At 67.0% G+C, this 18,087-nt stretch carries 17 protein-coding genes; 7 read left to right on the top strand and 10 right to left on the bottom strand.

Annotation, left to right across the window (positions count from 1 at the left end):
• Positions 1-184: 184 nt before the first annotated feature.
• Complete coding sequence (locus WS61_RS21215) at positions 185-1,870, bottom strand: GMC family oxidoreductase (protein WP_059503142.1); 1,686 nt, start codon at positions 1,868-1,870, stop codon at positions 185-187.
• Between the two features lie 124 nt (positions 1,871-1,994).
• On the opposite strand from WS61_RS21215, the gene WS61_RS21210 reads away from it, so the two are divergent.
• On the top strand, positions 1,995-2,894 hold the full coding sequence (locus WS61_RS21210) for a LysR family transcriptional regulator (protein WP_059503140.1): 900 nt from the start codon (positions 1,995-1,997) through the stop codon (positions 2,892-2,894).
• A gap of 193 nt (positions 2,895-3,087) precedes the next feature.
• A complete protein-coding gene (locus tag WS61_RS21205; RefSeq protein ID WP_059503138.1) occupies positions 3,088-3,621 on the top strand; it encodes a class IV adenylate cyclase in 534 nt (177 codons plus the stop codon).
• A 64-nt stretch (positions 3,622-3,685) separates the two neighbouring features.
• Here the strand turns inward: WS61_RS21205 and WS61_RS21200 are convergent, their stop codons facing one another.
• The gene (locus WS61_RS21200; RefSeq protein WP_006408082.1) at positions 3,686-4,171 is read right to left on the bottom strand and encodes an Lrp/AsnC family transcriptional regulator; all 486 of its coding nucleotides are present in this window, start codon (positions 4,169-4,171) and stop codon (positions 3,686-3,688) included.
• A 138-nt stretch (positions 4,172-4,309) separates the two neighbouring features.
• Here WS61_RS21200 and phhA point away from each other — a divergent pair, with 138 nt between their 5' ends.
• Together phhA and WS61_RS21190 are read left to right on the top strand one after the other, a co-directional pair.
• Entirely contained in the window at positions 4,310-5,203 is an 894-nt protein-coding gene (gene phhA, locus WS61_RS21195; protein ID WP_059503388.1) for a phenylalanine 4-monooxygenase, read from the top strand.
• 72 nt (positions 5,204-5,275) lie between these two features.
• The gene (locus WS61_RS21190; RefSeq protein ID WP_257127321.1) at positions 5,276-5,653 is read left to right on the top strand and encodes a 4a-hydroxytetrahydrobiopterin dehydratase; all 378 of its coding nucleotides are present in this window, start codon (positions 5,276-5,278) and stop codon (positions 5,651-5,653) included.
• 93 nt (positions 5,654-5,746) lie between these two features.
• Here the strand turns inward: WS61_RS21190 and WS61_RS21185 are convergent, their stop codons facing one another.
• Entirely contained in the window at positions 5,747-5,977 is a 231-nt protein-coding gene (locus WS61_RS21185; protein WP_006401493.1) for a DUF3717 domain-containing protein, read from the bottom strand.
• A gap of 122 nt (positions 5,978-6,099) precedes the next feature.
• On the opposite strand from WS61_RS21185, the gene WS61_RS21180 reads away from it, so the two are divergent.
• Together WS61_RS21180 and WS61_RS21175 are read left to right on the top strand one after the other, a co-directional pair.
• A complete protein-coding gene (locus WS61_RS21180; RefSeq protein WP_006401494.1) occupies positions 6,100-6,792 on the top strand; it encodes a response regulator transcription factor in 693 nt (230 codons plus the stop codon).
• A gap of 121 nt (positions 6,793-6,913) precedes the next feature.
• A complete protein-coding gene (locus WS61_RS21175; RefSeq protein WP_059503136.1) occupies positions 6,914-8,398 on the top strand; it encodes a sensor histidine kinase in 1,485 nt (494 codons plus the stop codon).
• A 137-nt stretch (positions 8,399-8,535) separates the two neighbouring features.
• On the opposite strand, the gene WS61_RS21170 is transcribed toward WS61_RS21175, so the two are convergent.
• From WS61_RS21170 to mnmC, 7 genes are all read right to left on the bottom strand, one after another.
• Positions 8,536-9,066 (bottom strand): SET domain-containing protein, encoded by a 531-nt coding sequence (locus WS61_RS21170; protein ID WP_059503134.1) that lies wholly within the window; start codon positions 9,064-9,066, stop codon positions 8,536-8,538.
• A 177-nt stretch (positions 9,067-9,243) separates the two neighbouring features.
• Positions 9,244-10,356, bottom strand: a complete 1,113-nt coding sequence (locus WS61_RS21165; RefSeq protein ID WP_059503132.1) for an NADH:flavin oxidoreductase/NADH oxidase — start codon at positions 10,354-10,356, stop codon at positions 9,244-9,246.
• 212 nt (positions 10,357-10,568) lie between these two features.
• Positions 10,569-11,279, bottom strand: coding sequence for a glutamine amidotransferase (locus WS61_RS21160; RefSeq protein WP_059503387.1), 711 nt, complete (start codon positions 11,277-11,279; stop codon positions 10,569-10,571).
• A gap of 28 nt (positions 11,280-11,307) precedes the next feature.
• Complete coding sequence (locus tag WS61_RS21155; protein ID WP_059503130.1) at positions 11,308-11,946, bottom strand: MarR family winged helix-turn-helix transcriptional regulator; 639 nt, start codon at positions 11,944-11,946, stop codon at positions 11,308-11,310.
• Positions 11,947-12,453: 507 nt separating this feature from the next.
• Positions 12,454-13,569: a YbdK family carboxylate-amine ligase gene (locus WS61_RS21150; protein ID WP_006490006.1), complete on the bottom strand. Its 1,116-nt coding sequence runs from the start codon at positions 13,567-13,569 to the stop codon at positions 12,454-12,456.
• Positions 13,570-13,583: 14 nt separating this feature from the next.
• Entirely contained in the window at positions 13,584-14,798 is a 1,215-nt protein-coding gene (locus tag WS61_RS21145; protein WP_034209665.1) for a cation:proton antiporter, read from the bottom strand.
• A 669-nt stretch (positions 14,799-15,467) separates the two neighbouring features.
• Positions 15,468-17,399, bottom strand: a complete 1,932-nt coding sequence (mnmC, locus tag WS61_RS21140; protein ID WP_059503128.1) for a bifunctional tRNA (5-methylaminomethyl-2-thiouridine)(34)-methyltransferase MnmD/FAD-dependent 5-carboxymethylaminomethyl-2-thiouridine(34) oxidoreductase MnmC — start codon at positions 17,397-17,399, stop codon at positions 15,468-15,470.
• A gap of 388 nt (positions 17,400-17,787) precedes the next feature.
• Between mnmC and WS61_RS21135 the strand changes: the two genes are divergently transcribed.
• Positions 17,788-18,066: an HU family DNA-binding protein gene (locus tag WS61_RS21135; protein WP_006401505.1), complete on the top strand. Its 279-nt coding sequence runs from the start codon at positions 17,788-17,790 to the stop codon at positions 18,064-18,066.
• Positions 18,067-18,087: the final 21 nt, after the last annotated feature.

The following is an 18,087-nucleotide window of genomic DNA, read 5'->3' as shown; positions in this document are numbered from 1 at the left end:
TACGTGCATCATCACGCGTTGACCTGTTGCAGGACGTGGCACCCACGCGCCGAAAAAAACCGCGCGACGGCGCGGCTTGCACGGATCTTGCCGTTCGAGCGAAAGCGACGGCAGCTTGTTTCGCATATCGAATCAGCGAGCGGGATTCGCATGACGGCCCGCTGGCGCGCGTCTCAGCGGGCCGTCATGCAGCCGTCACCGCGGCCTCGGTGCGCACCGGCGCCGTTTCCCGCGCCGCACGGCGGTCGGCACGAATCATGTCGCTCGCGCGCTCGGCGATCATCAGCGTCGGCGAATTGGTGTTGCCCGACGTGATGAACGGCATCACCGACGCATCGACGATCCGCAACCCGGCGATGCCGCGCACGCGCAGCCGGCTGTCGACTACCGCGCGCGCGTCGTCGGCGCGCCCCATCCGGCAGGTGCCGACCGGGTGGAAGATCGTCGTGCCGACGGCGCCGGCCGCATCGATCAGTTCGGCCTCGGTCCGGTACTGCGGGCCCGGCAGGACTTCCTCGGGACGATAGCGCGCGAGCGCCGGCGCGGACGCGATCCGGCGCGTGAGGCGCAGCGCGTTCGCGGCGACGTGCCGATCGTGATCGGTCGACAGGTAGTTCGGCGCGATCGCCGGTGCGCTGCCCGGATCGGCGCTCGTGACGTGCACGCTGCCGCGCGACGTCGGCCGCAAATGGCAGACCGACGCCGTAAAGGCGTTGAAGCCGTGCAGCGGCTCGCCGAAACGTTCGAGCGACAGCGGCTGCACGTGGTACTGGAGATCGGGGCGCATGAGTGCGGGATCGTCCGGGTCCGATTTCGCGAATGCGCCCAGTTGCGACGGCGCCATCGACATCGGCCCGCGCTGCAGCAGCGCGTATTCGGCGCCGATCATCAGCTTGCCCCACCAGTGCGCGGACAGCGTGTTGAGCGTGCGCACGCCGTCGACGCGAAACGCCATCCGCAATTGCAGGTGGTCCTGCAGGTTTTCGCCGACGCCCGGCAGATCCTGCACGACGTCGATGCCGAGCGCCTGCAGCCGCCGGCCGTCGCCGATGCCCGACAGTTCGAGCAGTTGCGGCGAATTCACCGCGCCCGACGTCAGCAGCACTTCCGCCCGCGCCCGCGCGACGTAATCGGCGCCGCCGCCGCGGTATTCGACGCCGACTGCGCGCCGCCCGTCGAAGATCACGCGCTGCGCGTGCGCGCCGGTGATCACGGTCAGGTTCGGGCGCGCCATCGCGGGCCGCAGGAACGCCTTCGACGTATTCCAGCGCACGCCGCGCTTCTGGTTCACTTCGAAGTAACCGACCCCGGCATTGTCGCCGCGGTTGAAATCGTTGGTGGCGGGGATGCCCGTCTGCTGCGCGGCCTGTGCGAACGATTCGAGGATCTCCCAGCGCAGCCGCTGCTTCTCGACGCGCCAGTAGCCGCCCGCGCCGTGCGCGTCGCTCGCGCCCGCATGGTGATCCTCGCTGCGCTTGAAGATCGGCAGCACGCTGTCCCACGACCAGCCGGCGTCGCCGGTTTCCTGCGCCCAGTTGTCGTAGTCCTCGCGCTGGCCGCGCATGTAGATCATCCCGTTGATCGACGAGCAGCCGCCCAGTACGCGGCCGCGCGGATACGACAGCGCGCGGCCGTTGAGCGCCGCTTCGGGCTGCGTCTTGTACAGCCAGTCGGTGCGCGGGTTGCCGATGCAGTACAGATAGCCGACCGGGATATGAATCCAGTGATAGTCGTCCTTGCCGCCCGCTTCGAGCAGCAGCACGCTGATGTCGGGATCCTCGGTCAGGCGGTTCGCGAGCACGCAGCCCGCGGTGCCCGCGCCGACGATCACGTAGTCGAATTCGCCCTCGAGCGTGCGTTGAGTACTCACGGCGTGTCTCCTTCCTTTTTTATGCGTCGCGGGCGACGCGATCGATGTAGCGTACTCCGGGCGCCAGCCGTCGATCCAATGAGTTATGCTGAACTGCGTTATAAGCCGCGCTCATATCACGACGATGGATCTCACCCTGCTCCGCGCGTTCGCGACGGTCGCGCGCGAAGGCAACCTGACGCGCGCCGCCGCGCAGCTGCACCTGACGCAGCCGGCCGTCAGCCTGCAGATCAAGCATCTGCAGGAAACGCTCGGCGTCGCGCTGTTCACGCGTACGTCGCGCGGGCTCGCGCTCACGCGCGACGGCCAGACGCTGCTGCCGCATGCGGAACGCGCGCTCGCCGCGGCCGCCGACGTGCAGCGCGCCGCCGCCGCGCTGCGGCACGAGGTGCGCGGCCGGCTGCGGATCGGCACGATTCTCGACCCGGAGTTCCTGCGGCTCGGCGGCTTTCTCCGCGCGCTGGTCGAGACCCATCCGCAAATCGAGACCGCGCTGCGGCACGGAATGTCCGGCTGGGTGATCGAACAGGTGCGCGCGCAGGCGCTCGACGTCGGCTACTACATCGGCCGGCCGGGCGAGGACGATCCGCTCGACGGCGCGCTGTTCCACACCCTCGCGCTCACCCATTTCCAGTACCGCGTGCTCGCGCCGGCCGGCTGGAAGGAGCGCGTGCAGCGCGCGCACGACTGGCGCGCGCTCGCCGCGCTGCCGTGGATCTGGACGCCGCCGGCGTCCGCGCACCACCGGCTGCTGTCGCGGCGTTTCGCGGACGCCGGTGCGCAGCCGGTGAAGGTCGCCGAGGTCGACCAGGAGCAATCGATGCTCGACCTCGTCAAATCGGGGATCGGGTTGACGCTCGCGCGCGATTCGACTGCGCTGGCCGAAGCGCACGCGCATGCGCTGACGATCGTCGAGCGCGTGACGGTGCCGACCGAACTGACGTTCGTGACGCTCGCCGAGCGGCGCGACGAACCCGCGATCGCGGCCGCGCTGCGGCTGATCGAAGCACAGTGGGCGATATGAGCGTTGCTGATGTCGACGCAGCCGCTCGCTCAGCGGGTTTCGGTGCCCGACGCATTCCGCGGGTCGCCGTTACGGATCGATCCCCGCCCCGCGTCGTGTCGCCGCGTGCCGTCCGCTCGTCACGCCGCCATCGCAGGCTTTTTGCTAGATTGTGCGTTCGCACACCGCGAGACCCCGATTGAAGGAGACCCGCATGGCCCGCAACATCGAGATCAAAGCCCGCGCCCGTGAATTCGACCGGCTGCGCGAACAGGCGGCTCAGCTCGCGACCGAGGCGCCGTTGTTCTACCGCCAGCAGGATTTCTTCTACGACGTACCGCGCGGCCGACTGAAGCTGCGCCGCTTCGAGGACGGCACGCCGGCCGAGCTGATCTTCTATCAGCGCGACGACCGCGACGGCCCGAAGGCGTCGTACTACACGCGCAGCCCGGTGACGAACCCCGATGCGATGCATTCGCTGCTCGCAACCGCGCTGACCACGCGCGGGATCGTGACGAAGGAGCGGCACGTGTACCTCGCGGGCCGTACGCGCATCCACCTCGACCGCGTCGACGGACTCGGCGATTTCATCGAGCTCGAAGTCGTGCTCGGCCCGGACGACGACGAAGCCGGCGGCGAAGCCGAAGCGCACGAGGTGTTCGCGAAGCTCGGCGTGGCGCAGGACGATCTCGTCGCGGTCGCGTACGTCGATCTGCTGAACGCCGACACCCGCCCCGAAACGGCCTGATCCGGCCCCACCGAGGGCGCCCCGCGCGGGCCGCCCTCGGCGCCGGCGCCGCGGCTCCTCCCCGTCACGCGGCGCCAGGCGCCAGATGCGCGAGCGGCAGCGCGCCGTTGCGCTTGAAGGTCGTCAGCACGATGTTCGAGCGCACGCTGTCGACGCCCGGTACGCGCATCAGCTTCTTCATCACGAACTGCGACAGCGCGTTGAGATCCGGCGCGACGATCCGCAGCAGGTAGTCGGCATCGCCGACCACCGCATGGCATTCGAGCACTTCCGGCAGCACGTCGATCTGCTGCTGGAACTGCTCGATGATCGAATCGCCGTGATGCTTGAGCTTCAGGCTCGTGAACGCGGTCACGCCGAGACCGAGCTTTTCGGGCCGCAGCATCACGCGGTAGCCTTCGATCACGCCGGCCGCCTCGAGCCGCTGCAACCGCCGGCCGATCTGCGACGGCGACAGCGGCACCTCCTCGCCCAGCTGCTGATGGGTCGCGCGACCGAAGCGCTGCAGCACGTCCAGCAGCGCGAGATCGAAGTGATCGAGTTCCAGCATGAGTATTCTCCGCATCGATTCCTGATTTGATGCGCGATTATCGCATTATCAATCAATTCAACGCCAACTATGCGCCCAATCCGCGCACAGCCCGCTCTACACTTGCATGATCCCAACCACAGCGTGCAGAGCCTGATCATGTCCACCGTCGTCACCGCGAAACTGCAGGAGCAGTTCGACGCGGGCCTCGAAACCCGCGCCGATTTCACCATCGACCAGCCGCTTCAGCGCTACGGCCGGGTCGACCACGCGGTGTGGAAGCAGCTCTATGCGCGCCAGTCAGCGCTGCTGCGCGGCCGCGCGTGCGATGCATTCGTCGCCGGGCTCGGCAAGATCGAGCTGCCGGCCGATCGCGTGCCGTCGTTCGCCGACGTGAACCGCCAGTTGAAGCCCGTGACCGGCTGGGAAATCGTGGCGGTGCCGGGCCTCGTGCCCGACCGCGTGTTCTTCGAGCACCTCGCGAACCGGCGTTTTCCCGTCACCTGGTGGATGCGCCGTCCCGACCAGCTCGACTACCTGCAGGAACCCGACTGCTTCCACGACCTGTTCGGCCACGTGCCGCTGCTGATCGATCCGGTGTTCGCCGACTACATGCAGGCGTATGGCCGCACCGCGCTCGCGGTTGCCGACGACGAAGCGGCGCTGGCGCGGCTCGCGCGCCTCTATTGGTATACGGTGGAATTCGGGCTGATCCGCGACCCGCGCGCGGTCAACGGGCTGTCGATCTACGGCGCCGGGATCGTATCGAGCAAGGGCGAAAGCCTGTACAGCCTCGAAAGCGCGGCGCCGAACCGGCTCGGGTTCGACCTCGAGCGCGTGATGCGCACGAAGTATCGGATCGACACGTTCCAGAAGACTTACTTCGTGATCGACGATTTCGCGCAACTGTTCGCGCTCGCCGACGTCGACGGCCGCGCACTGGCTGGCCGCCTCGCGGCATTGCCCGAATTCGCGGCCGGCGCGGTGCTCGAGACCGACCGCGTGCTGCATCGCGGCACGGGCGAAGGCTGGCCCGACGACGACGACGCGTGATGCGCTGGGCGCGCGGCACCCGCCGGTTGCCCGTCGCCGGCTGCCCGTCGCCCTTCCCGCAACTATGAAACAATGAACGATGCCGGCTTCGCCGCGCGGCGCAGCCGCGGGCGGACACCGTTACCGAACGAGAGGTGCAAGATGATCCACAAGCTCACATCCGAAGAACGCAAGACCCGGCTCGAAGGCCTGCCGCTCTGGACGGCCGTGCCGGGCCGCGACGCGATCCAGCGCCGCCTGCGCTTCGCCGATTTCAACGAGGCATTCGGCTTCATGACGCGTGTCGCGATCAAGGCGCAGGAGATGAATCACCATCCGGAATGGTTCAACGTGTACAACCGCGTCGACGTCACGCTGTCGACCCACGATGCCGACGGGCTGACCGAACGCGACATCGAACTCGCGCGGTTCATCGACGGCGCCGCCGCACACGCGCAACCGGGCGCCTGAGTATCGCCTCCACCGCCGCGCCTCCTGTCGATGCGCGGCGCGTCAACTTTTCATTTTGCTAAACGTTTTCTAGGATGTACTCAGCGAAAGCCTTCAGCTTTCCAAGCCATCCTTAAGGCGCACGTAAGTCTCGTACGCTTTCCGCGCCTTGGGGTCCAATCCTTCCAGTTGCAGCGCGCTTTCGCGCTGTACAATCAGCAGCGCATACGGCTTGGAGAGCGCGCTGGCCTCTTCGCAGAGTTTGAGTTCGTCGCCGCTCGACGGCGAGCGGGCGCGCCAGAAATTGATCGCGGCTTCTAGGTCGTGGATCGAAATATCGGACATGATTGGATCTAATCGTTCGCTGGCCGCCATGCTTGATGTCAGGCGATGCGGCGTCCCTGTGGAAACGGCTTCGTGCTGTCCGCGTGCCTGAACCGCCAACCCATTGTACTTGAGCGAACTTCATGCGACTCCTTCTGATCGAAGACGACCGCCCCATCGCACGCGGTATCCAGAGCAGCCTCGAGCAGGCTGGCTTCACCGTCGACATGGTGCATGACGGCATTTTTGCCGAACAGGCGCTGGCACAGAACCGCCACGAACTCGTGATCCTCGACCTCGGCCTGCCGGGCATCGACGGGATGACCCTGCTCACGCGCTTCCGCCAGACCAACCGTCACACGCCCGTGATCGTGCTGACCGCGCGCGACGAGCTGAACGACCGAATCCAGGGCCTGAACTCCGGCGCCGACGACTACATGCTCAAGCCGTTCGAGCCGGCCGAGCTCGAAGCGCGCATCCGCGCGGTGATGCGCCGCAGCGGCCCGCACAGCGACATGCCGCGTCCGGAAGTGTCGCTCGGCGGCGTCCGGCTGTCGGGCGTCGACCGCCGCATCTTCAACGACGACAAGCCGCTCGAACTGTCGCCGCGCGAATTCGCGGTGCTCGAGATGCTGCTGCTGCGTCACGGCCGCGTCGTCAGCAAGGCCCAGTTGCAGGATCACCTCACGCACTTCGGCGGCGATCTCGGCGACACCGCGATCGAAGTCTACGTGCACCGCGTACGCAAGAAGCTCGAACAGTGCCGGGTCGAAATCGTCACGGTGCGCGGTTTCGGCTACCTGCTGCAGGAAATCCGCCAGACGGCGAGCGTCTGAGCGACGCCGCGCGCCGGCCGGGCAGCGTGCCGCCGGCGCATGCGTGCTGCTCCGCATCGCCGCTCCCGGCGCACGACCGCGCCGCTCCCGGTGAGCGGCGCCTATCCATTTGCCCGTCGAAATGTCTTCTGATCCGGCTGTGACCACCAGCCTGCGCCGCTCGCTGCTCCGGCGCCTCGCCGCTCCGCTGTCGATGCTCGCGCTGATGAGCGGCCTGATCGCCTACTGGCTCGCGTGGCAATACACGCAGCACGTGATCGACCGCTCGCTCGCCGATCTCGCGACCGCCATCTCCAAACAGATCCAGATCGCCGGCCCCGACGCGCCGTTTACTGTGCCGCCGCTCGCGCAGGCGATGTTCTCCGATCCGGCCGAAGCGCTGATCTACCGGATCAGCGACGGCGAGCAGGAACTCGCCGGCGATCCGAAGCTGCCGCTGCAGGGCATCAACGTGCGCCGCATGCATCACGCGTACGTGTTCGAGGCCGAGTACGACAACCGCGCGGTGCGGGTCGCGCAGGTGCGCGTCGACAACGTCGAAGGCGGTCGGCCGATGGTCGTCGAAGTCGCGCAGCCGGTGCGGCACCGCTACCGGATCGCGGCCGAATTCCTCGTCGCGATCATGATGCCGCTGCTGCTGCTGCTGCTCGCGGGCTGGGGCATCGTGTGGCGCGTCGTGAACCAGCAACTGGGCCCGCTCACGCATCTGGCCGATTCGCTGAACCGGCAGACCCACACGTCGCTGGAACCGGTCGACGAAACCGACGTGCCGCTGGAGATCCGGCCGCTGACGAGCGCGATGAACGCGCTGCTCGGCCGTCTGAAGACCGCGCTCGACGCGCAGCGCAAGTTCATCGCCGATGCCGCCCACCAGTTGCGCACGCCGCTCACCGCGGTGAAGCTGCATGCCGAGCAGGCGGCCGTCGCGCGCGACCCGCACCAGACCTTCGCCGCGGTGCGCGAGCTGCGCGCGGCCGCGGATCGCGCGGTGCGGCTGTCCAACCAGTTGCTGTCGCTCGCGCGTGCCGAGCCGGGCGAACAGGCCGCGCGCTTCGTCGATGTCGATCTCGCGGCGATGGCGTTCGAGACGGGCGCCGAATGGGTGCCGCGCGCACTCGCGTCGCATGTCGACCTCGGCTTCCAGCGCAGCGACGACGCGGGCGACGACGAGACGCTGATCGTGCGCGGCAACCCCGTGCTGCTGCGCGAGGTGATCGCGAACCTGCTCGACAATGCGCTGAAATACGTGCCGCTCGCGCGGCCGGACGGCGCGCGGATCACGGTGAACGTCGCGCGCGCCGCGCTCGAGGACAGCCAGCCTGCCGCCGAGATCGTCGTCGAGGACAACGGCCCCGGCGTGCCCGCGAACCAGCAGGCCGACCTGTTCAAGCGCTTCTTCCGCGGCGACGCGCAAAGCGGCAACGGCGTCGAAACGGGCGCCGGGCTGGGGCTCGCGATCGTGCACGACATCATTGCGATGCACGGCGGCACCGTGTCGTACGAGGATGCACCGGAAGGCGGCTCGCGCTTCGTGGTGAGGGTGCCGCTCGCCGCGCGCACGGAGAAGCCGGCCGGCGAAATGCCGGCTGCGGCGCCGACGCACTGAGCGATTCGCGGCGGGAGGCCGTCGGCCCGTTTCGACCGGGCGGCCCGCCGGAGAAGGAAAGCGAACGACGGCCCGCTACGACGCGCCACCCGTTGGCCGAAACGACAGCGGCAGCGCGAAATGCGCTGCCGCCTGCATCACTTCCGGTTCTTCTTGTCCTTCGAACCGGACGCGGATTTGCCGTCCTTCCTGCCCTTCTTCTTTTTTTTCTTCCCGCTTTCGTCGGACGTCGCGAGCAACGTGCCGCGGCACGACTCCGCACCGCAGTGGCACGCGTATTCGCGCTTGAGCTTCTTCGTCAGCTTCGCGTCGATCACGAGGCCGTAGTCGTAGAACAGTTCCTCTTCCGGGCCGATGTCGCGCAACGCGTGGATGAATACGCGGCCCTTGACCTCCTCGGCTTCGCAGTTCGGCGCGCACGAATGGTTGATCCAGCGCGCGCTGTTGCCGTCGATCTTGCCGTCGATCACGCCGCCTTCGTCGAGTGCGAAGTAGAACGTATGATTCGGCTCGCTCGGGTCGTGCGGATGACGACGCAGCGCTTCCTTCCACGAGATTCGCTCGCCCTTGTATTCCACTACGCGCTCGCCGGCCTTGATCGGCGCCACGGCGAACACGCCCTTGCCGTGTACTCCCGAGCGGCGCACCGCGATCCTGCGTGAACTCATCGAACGAATCCTTGTGAAGACGACTTGAATGGAAGCGACCGCGAACGCGGCCGGGCGCCGCGCCAAACGAAAACGCGGCACCGGTCGGTGCCGCGTCGGGGCATGCGGCGAATCACCCGCATCCTACACGTTCACGATTGCTTCGTTCAACATCGCGCGCAATATTGCGCGATGGGCTCAGCGCTGGCCGAATGCGACGTCGCCGAACAGCGCCTTGTGCTCGCGCGGTTGCGAACGCCAGTATTGCGGCGGCGCCGTCACCTGCGCGCCGAGTTCGGCCGCCGCGTGCCACGGCCAGCGCGGGTCGTACAGCATCGCACGCGCCATCGCGACGAGATCGGCATCGCCGGCCTCGATCAGCCGGTCCGCATGCTCGGGTTCGTTGATCAGGCCGACCGCGATCGTCGGCATGCCGACCGCCCGCTTCACGGCCTGCGCGAACGGCACCTGGTAACCGGGCGACAGCGGAATCTTCTGGAGCGGCGACACGCCGCCGGACGACACGTCGATCCAGTCGCAGCCGCGGCGCTTCAGTTCGTGCGCAAACGCGATCGTATCGTCGAGCTCCCAGCCGCCTTCGACCCAGTCGGTCGCGGACACGCGCACGCCGACCGGCCGGTCTTCCGGAAACGCGGCGCGCACGATCTCGAAGATCTCGAGCGGAAACCGCATCCGGTTTTCGCGCGAACCGCCGTATTCGTCGATGCGCCGGTTCGCGAGCGGAGACAGGAACTGATGCAGCAAGTAGCCGTGCGCCGCATGCACTTCGACCGCATCGATGCCGAGCCGAGCAGCCCGCCTGGCCGACGCCGCGAAGGCTTCCCGGATACGGTTCAGGCCCGCGGCATCGAGTGCGAGCGGCGGCGTCTCGCCGTCCTTGTGCGGCACGGCCGACGGCCCGTGCGGCAACCAGCCGCCGTCGGCGACCGGCACGAGCTGGCCGCCTTCCCACGGCGCCGCGCTCGACGCCTTGCGCCCCGCATGCGACAACTGCATCGCGACGCGAACCGGCGAATGCTTGCGGATCGCGGCCAGCACCGGCTTCAGCGCGGCTTCGGTCACGTCGTCCCACAGGCCGAGGTCGCCATGCGTGATGCGCCCGTCGGGTTCCACCGCGGTCGCTTCGATGCATAGCAGCCCCGCGCCCGACAGCGCGAGATGGCCGAGGTGAATCATGTGCCAGTCGGTCGCTTCGCCGCGTTCGGCCGAGTACTGGCACATCGGGGAAATCACGATCCGGTTCGGAAGGGTCACGCCGCGCAGCGTGAACGGAGAAAACAGCGCAGTCATGGAAGCCGCTCGCCAGGAAAGGGAAAGAGCGGACGAGCGTAGCACGCACGCCCGAAGCGTGCAGACGGCGCGAACGACAGTAAGCGGATGGTCAGGTACGGCCGGCCGGGATGCAGGCGGTGCGCGGAATGTGCGGTGTACGGCGATGCGCCGGCCCCACAACGGATGCAGGCCGGCTCCGACCGTTGCAGCGGACGGGACTGCCCGCGACGTCAGAGCCCGACGCTGCCGAGCCACTCCGCGAACATGCGCCGTGCAGCCGTCTCGAGCGCGGGGCCGTGCTGCGCGGTATCGGCACGCAACTGGCGCGCGTCGACGCCGGGCGTCGCGGCGATTTCGCCGGCGTTCGCGATCAGCCACGGTTCGAAGCGATCGGTACGGATCTCGGGATGACATTGCAACGCCAGCACGTGCTGCCCCCATGCGAATGCCTGGTGGCGGCAGGCCGGCGTCGACGCGAGATGGATCGCACCGCCCGGCAGGTCGAACGTATCGCCATGCCAGTGCAGCATCGACGTCGTCGCGCCGTCGAGATGGCGCAACGGCGACGCGCGGCCGGCATCGGTGAGCGTCAGCGGCGCCCAGCCGAGTTCGTGCCGGGCGGCCGGATAGACGTGCGCCCCGAGCGCCCGCGCGATGAACTGCGCGCCGAGGCAGATGCCGAGGATCGGCAGCCCCGCGTCGATGCGCTGGCGCACGAGCGCCAGCAGCGGCGCGATCGTCGGATACTGCGCATCGTCGTACACGCTGAGCGGCCCGCCGAGCACGACGAGCAGCGACGGCTCGAGCACGTCGAGCACCTCGACCCGCGACGATCCGACATCGACATAGCGCACCCGTCGACCGCGTTCGCCGAGCACCTGCTCGAAGCTCCCGAGATCCTCGAAATGCACGTGGCGGATCGCCACGACTTCAGCGTTCATCATCGGCCTCCCGGTCGATCGACGGACGTCAGCCAGCGAAAATCTTCCAGGTCTTCTTCTGCGTCGCCGCGTCGGCTTCTTCCTGCACCGGGCAGTCGAGACGCAGATCGCTGTCGGACATCGAGATGTCGAGCGCCGCGCAGTGATGCACGGTCTTCTTCGATAGCTTGCCCGGCTGGAAATGCGTGCACGTGAGGCACATGCGTTGCGGCGGCGTCGCGCCGGCCACCTGCAGCTCGCGCAGCGTCTTCAGCAGCGCGCGATACAGCGTGCCCTGCTCGTCCGCGCCGAGCTTGCCCACCGCTTTCGTCAGGAATTCAGGCCATTGCAGCGCCTTCTTCGCGGCCGTGCGGCCACGCGCCGACAGGCGCACGGCCAGTGCCCGGCCGTCGTCCAGCGCACGGCGCTTCTCGACGAGCCCCTTCGTCTCGAGCGTGCTGACCGCATCGCTCGTCGTGGCCGCGGTGAGCTGCGTCTCGCGCGCGATCTCGCCGAGCCGCATCGGGCCCTTGCGCTGCAACAGCAGCACGAGAATCTCGCCCTGCGTCGGCGTGAGGCCAGCGCCTTCCGCCCAATCCCATGCCTCGCTCCGCATGGCCGTGCTCAACCGCAGCAGGCTGTGGGTCACACGTCCCGCAGCCTGGTTCCCGTAAACGCCTTCGCTCATAGTCTTTTCGCTTTGCCGCCGCCCGGTTGGCCGAGCGGCCGTAGTGTGGAGATCGAATCCCGTCTCAAAACAGACGCACTCTTTCGAGTGCGTCAGCACGGCCGTCGCGAGGCACACGCGGCGGTCGCGTTCGCGGCGACCGGAGAGACACGCATCGTTTCCGGTGTCCGCAAAGCCGACATTCTAAGCGAGAGCGGAAAATCGCACAGCTAAGTTATCCCCTGCACTCTGTGGAAAATCGCTGGATAACCGCAATTTTTCGTTGTGCGCGCAATGTCACGAGCCCGCGAAGCGGGGCGCGCCGGTATTTTCCTGTTCGGATCGGCCACCGGCCGCACGTTGATGATCCACCGGGTTATCCCGCCCGCAGAGCGTTGACTTTGCAGTGGAATATCGGGTTATCCACAGATTTTCAGGACGACTGGCGACGCGTTCGGCCGGACGCGGCGGCGAGCGCCATTCAGCGAATCGCGCCGCGGTCGATCCCGCAATCTGCAAAACATTTTTTCACTCGCGCCAACGTAAGCACTGCTGCCGGACCGTCTCGTTCAGCGATTTTTCCTGTTTGAAAACGGTTCTCAACCACGATGCGTCGTTCACGCGCGCCTTCGCGAGCGCACCGATCTCGTCGAGCGCCGCGCGCGAACCGAGCGCAGCCGCATGCGGCGCGATTCGGTCGAGCGTGTCGAGGATGTCTTCCGCGATCGTGCGGCGCTCGCCCGTCTGAGGATTCACGCAGGTGCCTTCGAGCCCGAAACGGCACGCTTCGAAACGGTTGAACGTGTAGACGAGGTAATCGTCCTCCGACAGCTTCAGCGGCCGGTCGGTCAGCAGGTAGCGTGCGAGCGTCTGGATGTAACAGGCGATCGCCGCCGCGCGGTCGACCGACAGCGGCGTGTCCATCACGCGCACCTCGATCGTGCCGTAGCCGGGCTTCGGCCGGATATCCCAGTAGAAGTCCTTCATCGAATTGACGACGCCCGTGTTCACCATCTTCGTGAAGTACTCCTCGAAGCTGTCCCAGGTCAGCACGAACGGCGCGCGGCCCGACAGCGGGAACGCGAACACCGAATTCAGGCGTGCCGAATGGAAGCCCGTATCGACGTTCTGCACGAATGGCGACGACGCGGACAGCGCGATGAAGTGCGGAATGAAGCGCGACATCGAGTGCAGCAGGAACAGCGCGCTGTCGGGATCGGGGCAACCGATGTGCACGTGCTGGCCGAACACGGTGAACTGCTTCGCGAGATAGCCGTACAGCTCGGAGATGTACTGGAAGCGCGGCGCATCGTAGATCTGCCGGTCGCTCCATTGCTGGAACGCATGCGTGCCGCCGCCGGCCAGCCCGACGTTGAGCTGGTCGGCTGCCTTCACGAGCACGTCGCGGATCGCATGCAGCTCGCTGACGGCCTGCTCGTGCGAATGGCAGATGCCGGTCGACAGCTCGATCATGCTTTCGGTGATTTCCGGCGTGATGTTGCCCGGAAAGGTCTCGCCCTGGATCAGGCGCATCAGGTCGGATGCCGCTTTGGTCAGGTCGTAATTGTGCGTATTGACGACCTGGATCTCCAGTTCGACGCCGAACGTGAACGGTTCGGAATTGACGAAGGTTTCGAGTGCCATGGCAGGTTCCGGAATCAGTTGCCGTCGCTGCGTTCGCCGACCGCCGACAGGCAGCGGTAGACGACGAACGGGCTGACGAGCTGCAGGATCACGATCGAGCACATCACGATCGCGCGCAGGTGCGGGTCGAAATTCGGGTAGAGCTGGTAGGTGTCGTCGACGAGCAGGTACGACAGCGCGGACATCGGCGTGAGCGCGATGCCGAGTGCGACGCCCTGCTTCATCCCGAGACCGCTCGGCTTCGCGAACGCGACGACGCCGGCCAGCTTCGCGGCGAGCCGCGTGACGATCAGCACGATCGCGAGCAACCCGCCGAGCGCGATGTCGCCCCACGTGAACGACGTGAGCGTCAGCACGAACAGCACCACCGTCAGCAGCCAGCCGGCCGTGCCGAAATGCTCGGGCCACAGTTGCGGCCGCGCTTCGAGGTTCTTCACGATGATGCCGGCGAGCAGCAGCGTGAGCAGCGTCGACAGCTTCAACGCCTGCGCGACGGCAATCGCGAGCATCACGAGCCCGAACAGCGCGACGAACGAATGCTCGTCGCGCATCGTCGCGGTCATGTGACGGAACAGGTAATTGCACGAACGCGCGACGAGATACGCGACGATGAAAGAACCGGCGAGCAGGTAAAGCGGTTGCAGGATCGTCGCGAAAACGTTGCCGTACGCTTCCTGGTGCAGCCAGCTCGTCACGAGCTTGGTCAGCACGATCGCGTACACGCTGTTCAGCGCGGTGAGCGTGATGAGGCGTTGCGACACCTGCCCTTCCGCGCGCAGTTCGGTCTTGAGCTGGATCACCATCGACGGCGACGTCGCGATCGCGATCGCCGACAGCACCAGCGCGACCATCCCCGATACGCCGAGCGCGAGCATCACGAACAGTACGAGCACGAACGTGAGCGTGGCTTCCGCGAGGCTCGACGCGACGAGCCACGGATTGCGCCGAATCCAGCGCAGGTCGAGGCGGCTGCCGAGTTCGAACAGCAGCAGGCCGAGCGCGACGTCCATCAGCAGCCGCGAGGTTTCGTCGGTGCTCGCGTCGATCACGCCGAATCCGAACGAACCGGCGATCAGGCCGATCACGGCATAGCCGGTGATGCGCGGCAGACGCCACGCGCGATAGCACAGCTCGCCGCACAGGCCGGCGGCGAACAGCGCGAGCCCGGCCCAGAACACGGCATCCGGCGCGAGTGGCCAGTTGGGCAGGAATGAGAACGCCGACTTCATCGTGGTGACTTCTCCTTTGGAAGCAACCGCCAGCGACACGGGTCAAGCGACAGGAATGGATGCGCGCCGGCTGGGTATTGCCCCGAATGTGATTGTTGTGCTCGACGACGGCGGTACATGGGATCCGCCTGTTCCGCCACAGGGTGGAACGTCGTTCAGGTTGCCGATCTGGATTGTCGGCCTGGTGTGTGAACGGACTGGCGGACTCGAAGGTTCAGATTCGAAATCATGCCGACCGTTCCATTGAAGCATGTCCGGCGCCTGGCCGAACGAACGCGAAGGAAACCGATTGTGCCACAGCTTTTTCGCTCCGGAACCGACCGAATCGACTCGCGGCGCTGTGCGGCACCACAGGTCTTTGGTTTCAAAGGTTTACTTGTATATATACGTAGTAGAAGTTAACAAAGGACGCACAGTTCTGTGGATAACTCCGGTTTACGCTGTTGGATCAATGCGTTGGCGAAACCATAACCGGTTGCACAGGCTGTTCGTGCACAGACGTTTGAGTTGAGCAACTTTCGGGCCGCTTCACAGCTGTGCGGAGTTGCCCAGTTTACGTCCACTGTGATTGCACACGAAGTGCGCGCGGATTCCGCGTGGTTATCCACAGCATCGCGTGGATAACCTTGCGCGGGAAAATCGGGGAAACTGTGAGAAAGGCGCGGCCGATCAGCTCGTCGGACCGACGCGGCGTGCGCGCAGCGCGCGGATCAGGAAACGGGCGGGATCGACCGCGTCGGCGAGTTCGCGCTCGAGCGGCCACGGCTCGCCTTCGAGTTGCGAGGCGATCAGCTCGGCGCCGAGCGCAGCCCACACGAGGCCGCGCGAACCGAAGCCGAATGCGCCGTAGAGGCCGGGCAGGCGCGGCAGGTCGCGCGCCTGCGCACCGCCGAGCGCGCGTGCGTTCGCGGTGGCCTGCGCTTCGTCGGCGAGCGGGCCGAGGAGCGGCAGGCGGTCGCCGACCACCCAGCGCAACGCCACGCGCCCGCGCAGCGTGGCGGGGTCCGGCAGGTCGCCAATCAGGCCCGGCAGCAGGTGCCGCACGCGCTCGAGGTTTTCGACGTGGCCGGCCGTACGCATCGCGGGATCGGTGTCGTCGGGCTCGAACGTTGCGCCGATCAGCAGCGTGCCGTCGGCGAGCGGGACCGCGTAACCGTCGCCGATCGCCGGGCACGGCAGCGGCGCCGTCGTGTCCGGTGGCAGCAGCGTGAGCTGGCCGCGCACCGGTTGCAGCGCGACATGCCGCAGCCCGGCAAGACGCGCGGCGTCGCCCGCGTTCGCGAGCACGACGACGGGTGCATCGGCCAGCGTGGCGCCGGTATCGTCGAGCGCATGCCAGGTGTCGCCCCGTCGTTCGAGCCGCGCGACGCAGGTGGACGCAAGCAGGCGCACGCGCTCGCCCGCCGCCGCATATTGCGCGGCGCACAGGCCGGCCGGCCAGACGGCGCCGCCGTGCGGAAACAGCAGGCCGCCATGCTCGACCGGCAGATTCAGGTGCGCACGCGCGGCATCGGCATCGAGCAGGGTTGCATAGTCCGACGGCGCGCCGAACGCATCGAACGCGTCGCGCATCCGCGCGAAATCGTCGGCCGATTCGGCGAGATGGATCATCCCGTGCGTGCTGCGCGCGAACGCATGCCCTGCGCGTTCGAGGGCGTGCCAGCGTGCGATCGCGTGCAGGAAGCCGCCGCGCGTGAGCCGGCTCGCGACGTTGTCGTCGCGCGTCATCAACGGATGAAAAACCCCGGCCGGGTTGCCCGACGCTTCGCTGGCGATCCGTTCGTGCCGCTCGATCAGCGTGACGTCCCAGCCGCGTGCAGCCAGGCGTTCGACCACTGCGCAGCCGGCGAGGCCCGCACCGATCACGATCGCCCGGCGCGCTGCAACGGGCAGTGCACGCGGCGGCTCGTGTCGGCGCGCGCGCCAGCGCGGCGCATATTCGCCGACGAGACGATCGTCGACTTCGCGGAACGTGAAACCTGTTTCGCCGAGCGCGTGTTTCACGTCGGCGGACTTTGCATGGGTCGCAAACGTCGCGTGTTCGCCGGCGATTTTCGCGAGTGCGCGGATTCCGTCGGCCGATGCCGCGGCGCCGTCGAGAAAAAACGCATCGGCGCGCGCGACGAGCTTCTTCGACAGGTCGATCGCATCGCCGAACGCGAGCGTGAGCACCACGCGTCCTTCGTCGAATTCGAGCCGGTGCAGGCCCGGCACGAGGATCGGCCATGCATCGATCAATGCATCGGCGTCCGCCGATATGGTTGTGTCTGCAACCATATGCGAAACCGCTCGACGCAGGTCGTCGCGCGAGAACGGGTGCGGCTCGAGCGCGACGACATGCAGCCGTTCGCAGCGCGCAGGATCGTCGCGCCACGCGGCCCAGGCCGCAAGGAAGCCGGCGCCCGCGCCGAATTCGGTCGTGACGATCGTGAACGTTCGACGGCGCTGCCAGCGCGCGGGCAGCCCGTTGCCCGCGACGAACGCGCGATGCGCGTGCGCGAGCGTGCCGGATGCGCCGCGATGAAGCTCGCCGAACTCGGGCGAGACGAGCGTGCCGTCGTCGCGAAGCGCGAGCGTGGCGTAAACAAGTCGGTCGGGCATGCGAAACAAAAAACGTGGCAGCCAAGCCTGGCAAGGGATTGCGGGAGGCCGTCCGACCGGCCGTTGGAAAAGGGCAACGGGGCGACGAACGGGTGGACCACGCTGCGTATCCTGTCCGGTTGGCGCAGGTCAAAAAACGGGCAATCGACGATTCATTCGGCGAAATACCGATGAAAATCTTTGAAACCCTTGTCGTTATTGGGTTTGCGCTGCGCTATCATAGCAACGCCGTACCGCGGGGTGGCCGCCGGCAAGCCGGAGGGCGCGTCGCGCGGGCCAGGATTCGGCGCTGTGTCGTCGGAGTCTGACTCTCGACGGCACGGTTCGCGCACGTATAATCGGCGCGTTCGCGCTGTTCGTGTCAACCTAACCTGATAAAGGAACCTTAATGAACAAACAGGAACTGATCGACGCCGTCGCCGCCCAAACGGGCGCCAGCAAGGCTCAAACCGGCGAAACGCTGGACACGCTGCTCGAAGTCATCAAGAAGGCCGTGTCGAAGGGTGATGCGGTTCAGCTGATCGGCTTCGGCAGCTTCGGTTCGGGCAAGCGCGCAGCACGTACGGGCCGCAACCCGAAGACGGGCGAAACCATCAAGATCCCGGCAGCCAAGACGGTCAAGTTCACGGCCGGCAAGGCGTTCAAGGACGCCGTCAACAAGCGTTAAACCCGCGCCTGTTCCAAAAAA

Origin of the sequence: Burkholderia sp. ABCPW 11 (genome assembly GCF_001523445.1) — a bacterium.
GTDB lineage: Bacteria > Pseudomonadota > Gammaproteobacteria > Burkholderiales > Burkholderiaceae > Burkholderia.
Note: the sequence above shows the minus strand (reverse complement) of the source record. Positions and strands in the feature narration are given on the sequence as shown.